Origin of the sequence: Sorangium sp. So ce119 (assembly GCF_051524405.1) — a bacterium.
Classification (GTDB): domain Bacteria; phylum Myxococcota_A; class Polyangia; order Polyangiales; family Polyangiaceae; genus Sorangium; species Sorangium cellulosum_G.
In genome coordinates this window covers 3,225,380-3,239,534 of record NZ_CP150310.1, presented here as the reverse complement: position 1 = coordinate 3,239,534, position 14,155 = coordinate 3,225,380, and the positions used below count along the sequence as shown (strand labels likewise).

Genomic DNA, 14,155 nt, shown 5'->3' with positions numbered 1-14,155 from the left:
TTTCAGACGAGGACGATGTCGGCAGAGGGGAACCAGAGCGCGAGCTGCTCCCGCTCGAACGCTCCGCCCTTGTCGGGGCGCAGGCCGAAGACGTGGGAGAAGCCCTCGCCGGCGGCGCGGATGCGGGCGAGGTCGGGGTCGAGCCGGAGGCGGACCTCGCCGACGACGCCGAGATCGACGGCGACGAGGCCGGCGAGGGCCCGCTCCTGCCATGAGCCGCAGGCGATGGTGAAGACGTCCTTGAGGAAGACGCCAGGCTGAGTCTGGACGACGTGCGCGGCGAGGCGGCCGCCGGTGCCGGGGAGCTCGAGGACGCGGTGATGGGGCTGGAGGCGATGGAGATCGCTGTACGCCAGGCGGGCCGTGAGGCCGAGGCGCTGGGCCTGCTGGTCGAGATAATCGCGGGTGGGAGAGTCGAGGGAGAGCCCGGAGACCATGGCGAGCCAGTCGGCCAGAAGGTCCTCGGGGACGGGCTCCAGGGGGGCGTCGGCGCCGAGAACGGAGGCGGCGTCGAACGGCTCAGGCTGGCTGACGGCGGCATCCTCGAGGAGGAGCTCGACGAACGCGCGGGGGCCGAGACGGCCGCGAAAGCGCATCCAGGTGGCGTGCTCCGGCTCGAGGAGGCGGCGAGGCTTGCGGCCGACGTGCTCCTCGCGGGCGAGCGCGTGGAGGGTAGCCGAGAGATAGGTGGCCGGGGCGACAGCGGGAGGATCGAGCGTGGGAAGAACGAGCACGGGGGCGGAAGTCTCTCCGGGACGATGGCGGCCGTCTAGGGACAACAGAGCCCGTCGCCGTGCCGTGGGTAGGCAGCGGTGAACGCACGCTGACGGCGGCGCGTCCGGAGCTGCACGAGGTTGCTCATGCGCCCGCGTCGCCCGCGGGCGCAGCCGGTCGAACGGCGCCGTCGGTAGGCAGCAGTAACCGCGAGCGGACAGCGGCGCGTCCGGAGCTGTACGACGGGGGCCGGCGCGAGCGAGCTATGGCCGGACTGGGGCTTCGACGTCGAGGCCAGCGCTCGCGTGGAGCGAAGGGTCCGCTCCTGCCGACGCGCTCGGCCGCGGTCGGCAGTCAGCCTGCCTACTCCTTCTTCTTCGCGTGTTCGCGGAGTATCCGCTCGCTGACGCCGAGCGCCCGAGCCGCGGCCACGTACGACCCGTGCTCCTGCCGGGCCGCGCGAGCGAGCTTCCGCTTGAACCCGTGCACGCGGTCTTCCCACGTCCCCGTTCCGAGCGCGGGGAGCTTCGTCTTTCCCTTCGTCTCCATGCCGCGAAACTGTGCTTGCAACGCTCTCCACTCGCGCAGCCCCTCCTCCGTGTCCCCACCGCCAGGCATGCCGGCGGCGCGCGCCATGAGGATCAACGCGAGGCGCTGCAAGTCCCGCAGATTTCCCGGGAGCGGGTCCTCCTGGAGGGCACGATCTACGGCCGTGCTCCACGGCGCCTCCGGGGAGAGATCCTCGAAGGAGCGGGATTCCCGCCACACGCGCTCCCAGTCGTCTCGCAGATCCTCGCGGCACTCGCGGAGCGGCGGAATCTCCACGAGCAGTAGGCTCAAGCGATCGAACAGATCGGGGTCGAGCCGCCTGCGAAGCGCCTCGAACGGAAGGTGCGAGGCACACACGACCTCAACATTCGCCTTTCTCTCCTGTGTCTCGCCGACGCGGCGGAACCGGCGCTCCGGGTCCTGCAGCGTGCGCACGAGCTGGCGCTGTACCGGCCGCTCGAGGTCCTGAACCTCGTCGAGGAAGAGAACGCCGCCGACGGCCTCATCGATGAAGCCCGTTCGGTTGCGGTCTGCTCCGGTGAACGCGCCCTTCACATGCCCAAAGAGCAGGCTCATCGCGAGGTGCGGATGGAGCGTGCCGCACGTTACCGTGGTCACCTTCGTCCGGTTCTTGAGCGGCCCCACGTACGTCTCGACCAGCCGTGTCTTCCCCGTCCCCCGTTCCCCGAGCACCAGCAGCGGCGCCCGCGGGAGCCGGGCGTAACGGGCAAGGGTTTCGAGCGCTTGTCGACGTCGAGGCGAGCGGCACGCAGGGTCGTAGCGCGCCTCCGCGGGGCGAGCTGCGCCGCTGCGGCGGATCTCCGCGAGATACGTGTCGATCGGGAAGTCGACCGGGTCGATCCGCGTCGGGCCGGTCTTTGGCCGCTGTGCGGACCAGAGCCGCGCACCGGGCGGCAGCGCGCCCCCGGAGTGGAGCACGAGCCACACAGCGTGCATCGCCGGGGTACCCGATGACACGTTGATATGCAGCGGCCCGTCCAGTGCGCGTAGTCGCGGAAGGACGCTCTCTCGAAGAGCATCATGGATGACCCGGTGATGGGTCGGATCGGTGAGCGGAACGAGGATCTGCTCGAGCTCGACGTTCCCCAGGTGCGCCCTCGCCGGCAGCGGCATGTCCGCGGACTGCATCAGGTAGAGCACCCGGCGGATCCGTACATTCTTCTCGCGCAAGAGGCGCAGCACGTCCCCCAGCACCGCCGGCCCGCCGCCGACCGAGGCCCAGGTCAGCAGCCCCGCTGTCGCCTGCACACCCATCGCTCACCCCCGTAGCACGACCGCCTGGACGCCGAACGCCGCCATGACCGCCCGCGCCGCGTCGAGCTCGCCAAGGCCGTCGATCGCGAAGACGCGCCGACCGCTGGGCTCCACGTGGACCGGGAACGGCGGCACCGGCCCTTGTGCGTCCTTCGGCGCAGGCGCAGGGCGCGCGCCCTTGGCGAGCACCGGCGGCTCGATCGACCATACGTGCTCGACCTGCTGGTAGAGCTTCCCGTCCGGCATGCGGCGCTGCGGGGGGCGCTGAGCGCTCGCGATCCTGGTGCAGCAGTCGACCTTGGCGATGCCGTCATCGAGCTGCCCCTTCACCTCGACCATGAGATCGCGGTAGCCCTTGCCGTTCATCACCTGGACCGTGCCTCGCAGCTCGCCGAGACGCGCCGATGCTCGGAGCCGCGACGGAGCCTCCGCTCGCCAGGAGGCGAGCACCCGCGCGAGATCCGCGGCGTCGTCACCCGCGAGCTGCACGCCAGCCTCGAAGCCTTGATCGAGGCCGTGCTCCTCCAGGTTCGCCGTCATCACGAGACCGCGCGCGCCGTCGGCGACGATCGCCTTGGCGTGCAGCCACGCGCTCACGCCTAGCACCTCCACGCCCGTGCGCGCCAGCCGGCGTAGGGTCTCGAACATCGCCGCGCGCGGGTGGCGCACCAGGAGCGTGACCGCGACCCCGTTCCGAGCGCGCTCCTCGAGCAAATCCACCACCTCAGGGTCTGATATCCCGAAGGTCGCGACGACCAGCGAGCGCTTCGCCTGTGCAATGAGATTGAGCACGGCAACGCGCAGATCACGTCTCGTTCCAGCTGTCGCCACGATGCCATCCGCGGGATCCGGGAGCCGGACCCGCGCCGGCGCCGTCACCGGTGGCAAGCGCCCCTCCTCGAGCAGCTCCCGCTGCGCGGATTCCCAGAAAGCCCAGGTGAACAGCCCTGCGAGCGCCCGGGCCTCTTCGGGCTGCAAGCGTATACCGAGCTCGTGATTCCGTGTGAGCGCCTCCCGGGTGAAATTGGCCGTGAGCAGCATACCCCGCGGCTGACTCTTCGGATCGGCGATGACGAATTTCGCATGAAAATGCTCGGCCGAGCGCACATACACCCAGCCCGCGAGCCGATCGAGTAGCCGCTTGTGCTCCTCGACGGTCTTCATCCCGAACGCGTCGTCTGCGCGGACCTCCTTATCAAGGCGTGCCTCCGAGGCTACCAGGAGGTAAACCCTCACGCGGCGCTGCCGGGCGGCGTCAAGCAATGCCCGCTCCGTCGCGGGATCGGCGAAGAGAAAGCTCGAGACGAGCACCACGTCGCGAGCGGCCTCGACGACCTCTGCCACGGCGCGGCCCAGCCTCCCGCTCTCCTCCGCCTGGACGATGCGGCCGGTCGCCGGCGTCCGCGCCGCGCTGGGCGCGCCCGTGGGGGCCCAGATGTCCTCGATAACGTCGCTGGATCGATCCTCGACCCAGGGTGTGCCCGGTATGCTGCTGCTCATCACGATATCCCTCCATCAAGGTCCAGCGGCGCCTGAAGGTGCCAGTACGCGGCGCGGGGGCGCTCGGATCCACGGAGCCCACGCGTGAAGTCGCTTTGCGCCGGCGCACGGACGTCGAGCCCCGGAAAGAACTGCATCAGGTCCATGGCGTTCGCCGTGAACACCTCGGGCCACTGGGTGCTCTCGGCGCGTCGTTCCAGGAGCCACTCGAACCAGCGCTGCGCATCCCCGAGCGTGGCCGGCTCGATGGGGATGTCGTCGACCGCGGTGTCGTCGAATCGCCCGAGCCGATCGAGCTCGGGCGTCCTGAAGGACATCTGGAGATGGAAGCTCTCCCGGGCCTCGTCCCGCAGGCCGTTGAACGGCACCTGCAGCTTCCCTGAGCTCGGGTTCCACCAGTCCTCTGTCCCCTTCGACCGGAGCAGCGTGCGCCATACGTGCGCGTGATCCCGACCGCGCAGCGACGGCAGCGTCGCATCGATGCTCCTGTCGGCCACGCGACCGCGGAGCTGGATCAACCCCTCCGTGGCATCCGGCTCGAACGTCAGCTCGACCGTGAGCCGATCCTGCGAGCGCAGGAGCTCGACCTTGCGCTCAAGCGCGACGATGCGGACTGGACGGCCATCACTCGCTGCCGGGAGCTCCAGCGGCGGATGGTCGCCGCGCTCGTCGCAGAGCGCCGCGACGGTGTCGGGCAGGTCATGGAACTGCCGTCTCGCCTCGCCGCGCTCTCCGTTCCTCGCCTGGCGCTCCTTGTGTGCCGAAGGTTCCTTGCCCGGCTCGATGCGCAGCAACGGCTGGGTGAGCAAGGGATCCTCGGCCCAGAACACCCACCAGGCGCCGAGCTGCGGGACGAACACACGCGGCTCGGCGCTCGCTGCCACACGCTCGCCCTCTGGCGTGAGCCGGACAATCCGGTCCTTGTCAAGGTGGAGCAGGCCGAGGTCTTCGCAGACCCGGGCAAGCCTCCGGCCCACCACGGGCGGAAGCCCGAGGAGCGGCCCCTGTGCCGTGGCGTCGCAGAGCTGCTCGGCACGCGTCTCGAGTCCTTCACGCAGCCGCTCCGCCGCCCAAACCACCACGGCGTGCTCCGCTACGCGCTTCTCGGCGAAGGCGACCTTCCCTTGCACGAGCGCCCAGCGGACGTTGACAGTCCGTCGCAGTACGATCCTCATGGCTCATCCCTCCTAGTAACGACGCTCGACGCAGCCCCGGAGCTTGAGATCCCACGCGAGCCGGGAACACATTGGTGCCCGCTCTTTCTGCTTCGCGAGAAACTGTCCGTGCCCGATGAGCACGAGCTGGTAGCGCGCCCTCGTGATCGCCACGTTCAGCCGGTTGGGGCTGTTCAGGAATCCCGGGCTCCGCGTACGGACGAGCGAGAGCAGAACGATGTCCGCCTCATGCCCCTGGTACCGGTCGACGGTGCAGAGGTCTACGTCTAGAAGCCGCCGATCTCCGTCATGAAATGTGAAGTGCCGTTGCTGGCCGTCCTGGCCGGTCTCTGCGCGGAGCCGGTCTCGGATCAGCCGCTCCTGCCCGCGGTAGAACGTCAGCACGGCAACGTACCAAGGCTCCTTGCGCGGAACGCCTGCGGCCCAGGTCGCGAGTGCGCGCAGCTCCCCGATGACGACATCAGCCTCGGCCTCGTTGGCGATGGAAGGACGGCTCCTCTCCTGTCCACGGACATCGAGCAGCACCACGCGCGAGCGGTACCTCGGGTACGGAAACGAGCGCTCCTCAGCCATGCCGTCGGGAGTCTCGAGCAGCTCGCCGCTGTAGATGTGCTTGTGGGGAAAACTGGCGATGTCCGGGTGCATCCGGTGCTGGTAGCGCAGCGAGACGAGCCGCTCCTCCTTCTCCGCCTGCGTCAGCCCCAAGGCGAGGGTGTTGCTCCAGAAGCCCCGCCCTCGCGCCGAGCGTGCAGGATCGAAGCCTACCTGGAGCGATTCGAGGATCGACGGCAGCGCGACCCGGCGGACACGCTCGATGCTTTCGCGCACCCGCGCGAACAGCGGGGAGCCATCCTCGCGGGGCAGAAGCAGATCGATCTCCCGCGCGTACTTCTGTGCGACGGAGGTGCCCTCCTCGCCACCGAGCAGCTCAGGCAAGAGACGCAACTCGTAGTCGCGCACGAGCCGCCAGGTCACGGACTTCGCCCAGGAATCCTCGTCGTCCTGGCGGCGCTGTGCGCGCGCCTCGTGCCGGCGTCGTGTCGCCTGGAGCTCGTCGCCGGCCGGGAGGCGGACGGCGCAGGTTGGGAGCGGGAGTATCTCTTGGACCGCCGCGAGCTGGGCTGGCGTCCCGACGACTGCGCGGGCTGCAGCGAGAAGCAGCGGCCCCGGCGGCTCACCCACATCGAGACGAACGACGGGCTCACCGGGGAAGAGCTCCTCGATCCGCTCGGCGTACATGGAACGGACCTCCTCGCTGTCGGACGCCACGAGCAGGGCGCCCTCGTCCGACCGGGTGAGCCTGAACGCGTCCAGCAGTGCCCTACCCGCCTCCTCGCGCGACGCCGCGGGAAGCGCAGCGTCCACGTTGGTCTCGATCCACCCCTCCTCGACATAAGGCGACAGCTGGCGACGATCGCCGACGATGATCCATCGCCGTGCGAGCAGCGCCGGCACCAGGAACTCCGAAAACGGTGTTTTGCTCGCCTCGTCGAGGATGAGCGCGTCGAAGACCGGCTCCCACACGCCGCATCCCCGGACCCTCCCCTCGATATCGGGGTGCTTGAGGATCCCGATCGTCGTGCCGCATACGACCTCGGCGCAGTCGAGCAGGATCCTCTTGAGCGTCTCGGAACCATCCTCGGCGCGCAGCGCCTCGAGCATATGCGCCTGGCCGGCGCTTCGCTCCGACGTCTCCTCCAGGGCCGCGCGCACGTTCTCGAGCTCTTTCGCGACCATCCGATTCAGACAGTAGTCCTTGATCTTCTCGCCGACGCGCTTCTCGGGTCCGATGCGCACCGCGAGCACGGGGCCACCAGGGCGCTTCGCGTCTTTCAGGCGCTCGAGGACATTGTCGACGGCAACGTGCGTCGAAGCGCAGAGCAGCACACGGCGACCACGCGCAGCGAGCTGGAGGATGAGCTCCACGATCGCTGTCGTCTTCCCCGACCCTGGCGGTCCTTCGAGCAGCATGAAGTCCGGCGTCCGGAGCGCACGCTCGACAAATTCGCGTTGCTCGCGTGTGCCAGGCCGTTCGTCACGGGTGAGCACCTGCCATCCAGGGGAGCCGTCGGGCGACGATGGTCGCTGCCACTCCACTTTCTCACGGTTCTCGAACAGCCGTATCAGCGGACGGTGCCCGGCGAGCGGCTGATCCTGAAGCGCCTGGATGGCGCGCATCTCGCACTCGACTACGTAGGTGTTCGGGCGCATGCACAGGACCGGGGTCCGCGGCAGACGCGTCAGCCGGAGCGCGAGACGCTCGGGGTCGCGCTCCCGCACGTCAATCCGGCGTGCAACCGCATAGGCCTCGCGCTCGCGCTCGCCCGGCACCACCTCGTAGATCTTGTCCGTGTCCTCGTCGAGGAAGGCCTCCAGCGCAGCCGTGCTCCTCTCGTCCGCGGGCTCTACGAGCTCGATCCACACTGGACCGGCATCGGCGAGCGCCTGCCGGATGTGCTCGTCGTCGCTGAGGAGTACCGGGAGCGCTCGCAGCGCTCGCCCCGTTCCCTCGGCGCTCACCTCTACCTCCGCGCCAGGCTGCGGCGCCGCGTCCAGCACCACGAAGCCGCCCTTGGCGTGAACATCGATCGGGGCGCGCGCAGGCCCGCGAGCGGGGCGCAACAACAGACGGCGCTGCCCGAGGAGCTGTTGAAGCTGTGCACGCCACGAAGCCGCGTCGCGCGCGCCGCGCGGCGGGTCGAGCCGCACGACCGCACCGAGCAGCCTCCAGCCGAGCTCGAAGCGCGTGCGATCGAGGTGATGCTTCGCACGTTCGAGATACCGGTAGAACGCCTGGAGGTTTTCATATGTCGCCTTCTGGGCCACCTCCGGGCGATGGTTCACGAGGTTCTGAAAGAAGAGCTCTGCCATGGGTCCGTCCTTCTGGGTATCGGCAGGAGCACGAGCGATGCCAGCCTCGTTGCCCTCTCAAAAGCGCGCCTTTCTGCGGCTGTGGCGACCGGCATCACGAGCCGACCGGCAGCCAGGATCCGGCATGCGGAAGAAAAGAGCCGCTGCTCGCGTGCGAGGGAGCTACCGCGCAGGGACCGACCCAACCGAGGCGCCGCGGGTGGTGTGCGCCAGGTGATCGCGATCTGCGAGCGGCTGATCGCGATCAGGGCTCTGTACCCGACCTCGTCACGGTGAGGCCGTCTCCAGGTTGGCTCCCCGGTTCCTCGGCGGAGGCTGGGCTGCCGAGTGCGGGTCGGGCGGGGTGACGCGAGAGGACGGGTCGGGACGGAGCGGCATGAACACTGGGGACCGGCGGGGCGAACCTCTGCGACCCTGGCTCCTCCCCTAATCCTCGCACCCGCAGACGCCGCCATGACGTGAGCAGCAGCCACGGTAGGAGGAGCGGCCGCACAGGCAGCTCGGCGAGAGCGTGCCATCGCAGCACTGCACCCGGAGGCTCGCCTGTCGCCTCTCCTCGGCAGCCTCTCTCATCTGCTGCAGTCTCTCCTCGGCAGCCTCTCTGAGCTCCTGCCGTCGCCGTTCCTCGTCTTCCCGCCGCTGCCGGATCTGCTCCAGGCCCGCGTCTACATCCGGCCACAGCCGCACGACGTGCGCGAGGAACGCGGCACAGCGCTCCGACCGCTGCACGTCGGTCCCCCGGAACTCGTTCAGCGCGAACTCCGCCTGGCTCAATGCGGCCTTGGCATCCTCCCACCGTCGCTGCGTTGCCATGGCGGAGGCGACCTGCAGGTGTCGCGCAATCACCGGAGCGACATCCTTGAACCGCGCAGCGGCTTTCTGCTCCCTCTCCGCCCGCCTCCGCGCCTCCTCCGCCCGCTCCCGCTCCTCCTCGGCGCGCTCCCGCTCTTTGCGGGCGGCTTCCTCCTCCGCGCGCCGCTGGATGGCCTCGCGCTCCCTCGCGTCGGCGTCAGCCTCCGCGCGCGCGACCTCCTGCAGCGCCGCCCCCTCGACACAGGTGCGCCGTGCCTCCTGGAGATGCGACCGGGCCCGGTCGAAGCTCGCCGCCTCCAGCGCCTCGTTCGCGCCGCGGCGTGCCTGCTCGCAGGCGGCGAGCGCCTCCAGACGGGTGCGCTCGTCGGCGCTCCGCTTGGTGATGAAGCCTGCGAGGCCCACGCCGAGCAAGCCGGCTATCGCAGGGTAGATCACCCACGGAGCCTGGCGCGACGCCCGTGCAGCGGTCGCGAAGGGCTGCGGAGCCCCCGCGGCGCTGGAGCCGATCGCGATCGCCAGGCCGGCAACGACGCCTGCCCCGAGCACGACGAGAGCCACGGGTTCGGATGTGGCGCCGATCACGTAGAGCAACACCAGCGTGTAGACCTGGGTCCCGGCCCACCCGAGGCCGAAGCCGAGCCTGGCCCGGGGCTCACCGGTGTATCGCCCCTCCGAGCGGGTGATCTCGCGGAGCACGAGCCGGCCAAGCAAGATCGCAGGCACGCCGAGGAGAGGTCCGAGCACCATGGCCGCGGCGCCCAGCCTGAAGAGCGTCTCGCTCGATGGATGGGGCCGAGGGAAGAGCCCCTCCAGGCTCGGCACCGGGTTGGCGCCGGGCGGCGCCGTGGGCGGCTCCGCCGTGGGCGGCTCGGGCGGCGAGCTGGGCGGATCCTGACCTGCCATCGTCACTCCTCCAGCGCCGCGAGCGCTTCCTCGATCCAGCCGATCTGCTGCACCTGCAGCTCGTCCGGGATCTCGTCGGCGCGGAGGGCCTCGAGCGCGGCGAGCAGATGGCGGCGTTTCGCTGCCGTGGTCTTGAGCCCATCCACCTTCTCCAGGACGGCATCGACCTCGATCCGGGAGGCCTCCAGCAGGAGCTGATCGCGCAGCTCCTGGAGCGTGAGTCGCTCAAGACCGGCCCGCACGGCACTCCTCCGCCCGGCAGGTCCCTTCGCCGACTCGAGCTTTGCGAGCGCCTGATCGAGCGCTTCCTTCTCCTGCGCCCGCAGCGCCCGCTGCCGGCGTGCCTGCTCCTCCATGCGGATCGTCTGCTGGCGCGCCTGCTCCTCGACGCGGATCGCCTCCCGGCGTGCCGCCGCGTCCTGGTAGTCGCCGAGCGCCTCGTACTCCTGGGCGGCCAGCATCGGCGACCCAGCGTCCTCCAGGGTGACTGCCAGCTTGTAGCGGACCTCGCGCGCGGTCTCCTCATCCATGAAAAACCCCAGCGCACGGCGGAGCTCTGTCGCCGCAACGCCATAGTAGCCCCCCGCGCGGAGCTCCTCCGCGTGAGCCACCGCGTTCGTCAGGGCCGCTCGACGCTGCGCTTCCTCTTGGCTCCTCCTCTGCGCCTCCTGGAGTCTCTGCGCCTCCTCGTGGCTCCTCCTCTGCGCCTCCTCCTCGATTCGCTGCGTCTCTTCCTCCCTCCTCCGCGCCTCTTCCTCGCGTCGCCGCTCCTGCTTGATCTCGGACCGCAACGCCTGGAGGCGCTCGGCCGCGTCCGCATGGCCGCCCTGAGCGATCACCGCCTTGTATTCCCGTATGGCAGCGGAGTGGGACTCGTGGTCTTCCAGCAACCGGGCCAGCTTGTAGCGCAGGCTGCGCGACAGCTCGGGCGCACAGCTCGGTGCATCCGCAGCTTGCGCCAGCGCCTTCGTGGCCTGGTCGACCTCGCCCAGCGCCGCATGCGCATCCGCCAGCGCGCACACACCTAGGGGATAAGCGGGATCGGAGGTAGAGAGCTTGAGGGCACCTAGCGCCACGCGCGGAGCCCCGGCGAGCACATGCATCTGGGCGATCGCGACCTCAACGTTGCCGGCTCCCCCGCCCTCCGGGCGGAACGACAGCGGCGCCGGCAATCCGGGGAAGGCCAGCAACATGCCCGACGAGAGCCGACCGATGCTAAGGGCTCGCGTCGCGGCTCGCTCCAAGGCCGCGAGGGCATCCTGATATCGTGCCCGGCTTGCGGCGTCGGCAGCGACGAGCAACCACGCGTCGGCCTCGTACCTTCCGCGTCGCTCGAGCGAACCCAGCAGCTCGGCAGCCCTAGGATCCGAAGCGTGAAGGGCCGCGACCGTATCGAGGAACAGCACCTCCAAGCGCTCACGCAAGATCCGCCGGGCCACTCGATAGATTGCGTAGCCGACGCCCCCGATGCCGAGGAGGAACCAGACAGCGGGAATCAGCAGCACCATCACGAGCGCGTACAGGATCAGCGCAACAACGCCGGCCAGCACGGCGATCACCGCGAGCACCACGAGCGGATGTCCGCCTCCCGGTCCTGCCAGCCCGCGCTGCGCAAGGCGCTCGCGGTAAACAATATAGCCTACGCCGACGAGCCCAAGCGCAATCCATGGATACGGCGTTGCGAGCACCGCGCCGATCGCGGCCAGGATCGCCGCAAGCACGTACAAGCCCAACGCGATCGCGAATAGGAATGCCAGCGCTCCGGCCGATCCGCCACGCCGCCCGCCAGCCCGTGGAAGACGCGCGCGAGGGAAGAGTCGAGGGCTACGGCGTCCCATTCGCAACGGTCAGGTTCGGTGGGGACGCCCCTCCTTGTCAACGCGCCCTTGCAAGATGGTAGGACAGCATCGCCCCTGATCCCACGCGGGCGGTGCATGCCCGCCATCTCGCGATGCCGGCGCGTACCTGACAACAGAAGGAAGGGCGCTCCGAAACCTGAATCTGCAGTAGGTCGAGCGGGACCGCATCAGCGATGCGGATTGAGCTGAGCTACTCCATCATCGGAACGCGTGGCGCCGTGGGCAGGCAGCAGTGACGGCGGCTCGCCCAGAGCTGTGTCAAGCGACAGTAACTTTCACTGGCGCTCTACCATGCCATCGTCGCCTCCGAGGGTTGCCACGAGCGGCGCAAAGCGCACGAGACTTGTGCCGTCGCCCGCGAGCGCCGCATGGCGGGTGTCTCCGGCGAGCGAATCGAGCAGGAAGCCGAGCGCAGTGACGGCCTCCTCGGCCGGGAAATGGCCGGCCAGCGGAACCAGCTCGAGGAGGCGGTGCAGTTCGGCAGTGCCGAGGCTCAGGGCCAGGCGAAGCGCTCAGCGCGCGAGGTCTCTCCGCGGACGCTCACGGGAGCCACCGCGCGACGTCGGCGATCTCCCGGGCCACCTCGGTGACGCCCCGCGGTCCAGCGATGCGGGCGAACAACGGCGCCAGGTGCCCGAGGTCGTCGTTCGTCCAGTCGTCGAGGAGATCGGGCCGCCCCTTCCAATCGAGGTAGCGCAGGAGGCGCTCGCAAAGGCGACGCGCGTGCGGCTCGGTCATCGAGGCGGCCAGCGGGACCAGCGCGAAGAGCACCTCGTCCTCGTCGCTCGGCAGGTCCAGGGCGCGCTCGACCAGATCGCGCGTGATCGCCGGCGCGTGGTCCGGCGAGGCCCCGGCGATCGCGACCAGGGCTGGCCACGTGGCGCCGAGCTCGCGTGACAGGTCGAGGACCGCATCCGCCCCGAGAGCCCGGGTCCACGCAGCGGCGTTCCGCTCGAGGAGCGTGCGCGCGCCGTCGCCCGCCCGCAGATCGGCGGACAGCTCGGCCCAGGCGGCCTCGCGGACCGCGGCGGGGAGGTGCGCGAGCAGCGCGGACCGTACCTCGATCCGGTCCGACGCGTCGGGCAGCGTCGCCACGAGCGCGAGCGCATCCTCCACGCGGCCCAGATCGCAGAGGCGCACGGCCACGGCCGTCACCACCGGGTGCCGGAAGCTGGCCGCAGCCGCGCATGCCTGGATCAGCGCGGACGCGGCGCCGGCAGGTGCGTGCGGCGCGAGTACGCAGATGCTCCAGCACGCGTCCGGCGGCAGCGCGTCGTCCTCCAGCAGCGACAGCGCGAGCCCCAGCGCCTCCGACGCGCCCGCTTCCCGCTCCGCCTCAGGCAGGCCCGAAGCGAGGTGCGCGAGGACCAGATGCCGCTCCGAGGAGGGCAGCGCCTCGGACCATGCCCAGAGCCCGCGAACCGCCGCGGGAGACCATCGCGCGGCGGCCTCTGAGAGCCGAGGCAGCTCATCGCTCCTCGCGTCGGCCGGGACCTCGGCGAACGCGTGGCAACCGAGGTCGAGCGCCTCGGCCTCGGGCAGCAGCGCCGCCAGGGACACGCGCGCGAGCCGGCTCTCCTTGGTCCGCTCGCGACCGAGCCGCGCCGCCGCCTCGCGCGCAGCCGTCACCCGTGCCTGCCCGTCGAGCGCGGCCGCAGCGGCGGCGAGCGCGGCCCCGCCCGCGTGCTCCTCGCGGGCGGCCTCTAGCGCCCAGCCGAGCACAACGGCGCGCTCGGCGTCGGGTAGCTCGTGCGCCAGCCGGATCAGGGCGCCGGCGCGCTCCGCGGCGTCGGCGATCGGCCGCCCGGCGTCGAGGACATCCTCGCCGACGCGCGGCATCTCGATGTGTGGTCCGGCGGAGCCTTCGCCGCCCTCGGCCCTCTCCTCTTCGTCCTGCGCGGCCAGCGCGCGCCGCGCCTCCTCGAAGCCAAGGATCTCCCTCACAGAGCTCGTGACGAGCAGGCAGCGTACCTGCGCGGCCAGCGCTTCCATGACACCCCCTCTGGCCGCGACATCGACCAGAAGGCGCGCCGCGCAGGCCGCCGTCGCGTCCACGTCGGCGATGAACCCGGACCAGCCATCCGGGCGCGTCCTCCACACGTCGAGCCACGCCCTCGAGACCAGCTCGAGCCGCTCTGCGAGGCTCGCGTCGTCGAGCTCACGCGTGGGTGACAGGTCCGCCAGCGGCGCGCGCCGGACCATGGGAGCCGCGCGAAGCGCATCGAGCGCGCGATCGGACCAACGAATTTTCAGAGCGTTTGCCATCCGCCCTCGTGGTAGTGCCACTTCCCTAGAGCATCGGTTGGATGCTGCTCCCTGGGCCGCAGGAGCCGGCGTTCTTGCCGCCGCCCTGCGCTCCCTGGCCACCGCCCTTGCCGTCGGCTCCGTGCCCGCTGCCGTTTCCCCGGTCACCACGCCCGCCGGCGCCTCCGCCACCGGCCCTCGCCACCCAGGATCCACGTCCCCGGGTTCATGCCAGGAATCGCGGGGATGTTC

General features: G+C 70.3%; 9 protein-coding genes. 1 reads left to right on the top strand and 8 read right to left on the bottom strand.

Annotated elements, in window-relative coordinates; translation table 11 throughout:
- Positions 1-2: 2 nt before the first annotated feature.
- The 6 genes from WME76_RS12265 to WME76_RS12240 form a co-directional block, all read right to left on the bottom strand.
- Positions 3-734, bottom strand: a complete 732-nt coding sequence (locus WME76_RS12265) for a hypothetical protein (RefSeq protein ID WP_437960319.1) — start codon at positions 732-734, stop codon at positions 3-5.
- 343 nt (positions 735-1,077) lie between these two features.
- A complete protein-coding gene (locus WME76_RS12260) occupies positions 1,078-2,424 on the bottom strand; it encodes a sigma-54-dependent transcriptional regulator (RefSeq protein WP_437960318.1) in 1,347 nt (448 codons plus the stop codon).
- 117 nt (positions 2,425-2,541) lie between these two features.
- Positions 2,542-4,038: a phospholipase D-like domain-containing protein gene (locus WME76_RS12255; protein WP_437960317.1), complete on the bottom strand. Its 1,497-nt coding sequence runs from the start codon at positions 4,036-4,038 to the stop codon at positions 2,542-2,544.
- Positions 4,038-5,213 (bottom strand): hypothetical protein, encoded by a 1,176-nt coding sequence (locus WME76_RS12250; protein WP_437960316.1) that lies wholly within the window; start codon positions 5,211-5,213, stop codon positions 4,038-4,040. Before WME76_RS12250 ends, WME76_RS12255 begins: the two co-directional genes overlap by 1 nt.
- Positions 5,214-5,225: 12 nt before the next feature.
- On the bottom strand, positions 5,226-8,084 hold the full coding sequence (locus WME76_RS12245; protein ID WP_437960315.1) for an AAA domain-containing protein: 2,859 nt from the start codon (positions 8,082-8,084) through the stop codon (positions 5,226-5,228).
- 426 nt (positions 8,085-8,510) lie between these two features.
- On the bottom strand, positions 8,511-9,620 hold the full coding sequence (locus WME76_RS12240) for a hypothetical protein (RefSeq protein ID WP_437960314.1): 1,110 nt from the start codon (positions 9,618-9,620) through the stop codon (positions 8,511-8,513).
- Positions 9,621-9,642: 22 nt separating this feature from the next.
- On the opposite strand from WME76_RS12240, the gene WME76_RS12235 reads away from it, so the two are divergent.
- The gene (locus WME76_RS12235; RefSeq protein ID WP_437960313.1) at positions 9,643-9,792 is read left to right on the top strand and encodes a hypothetical protein; all 150 of its coding nucleotides are present in this window, start codon (positions 9,643-9,645) and stop codon (positions 9,790-9,792) included.
- A gap of 10 nt (positions 9,793-9,802) precedes the next feature.
- Here WME76_RS12235 and WME76_RS12230 read toward each other — a convergent pair whose 3' ends face one another.
- Positions 9,803-11,527: a hypothetical protein gene (locus WME76_RS12230; protein WP_437960312.1), complete on the bottom strand. Its 1,725-nt coding sequence runs from the start codon at positions 11,525-11,527 to the stop codon at positions 9,803-9,805.
- Between the two features lie 672 nt (positions 11,528-12,199).
- Positions 12,200-14,074: a hypothetical protein gene (locus WME76_RS12225; protein WP_437960311.1), complete on the bottom strand. Its 1,875-nt coding sequence runs from the start codon at positions 14,072-14,074 to the stop codon at positions 12,200-12,202.
- Positions 14,075-14,155: the final 81 nt, after the last annotated feature.

Excerpts from the sequence above, each read along its gene's own strand:
- WME76_RS12255 (WP_437960317.1), bottom strand. The coding sequence starts at position 4,038 with ATGAGCAGCAGCATACCGGGCACACCCTGGGTCGAGGATCGATCCAGC.
- WME76_RS12250 (WP_437960316.1), bottom strand. The coding sequence starts at position 5,213 with ATGAGGATCGTACTGCGACGGACTGTCAACGTCCGCTGGGCGCTCGTG.
- WME76_RS12245 (WP_437960315.1), bottom strand. The coding sequence starts at position 8,084 with ATGGCAGAGCTCTTCTTTCAGAACCTCGTGAACCATCGCCCGGAGGTG.
- WME76_RS12235 (WP_437960313.1), top strand. The coding sequence starts at position 9,643 with ATGGCCGCGGCGCCCAGCCTGAAGAGCGTCTCGCTCGATGGATGGGGC.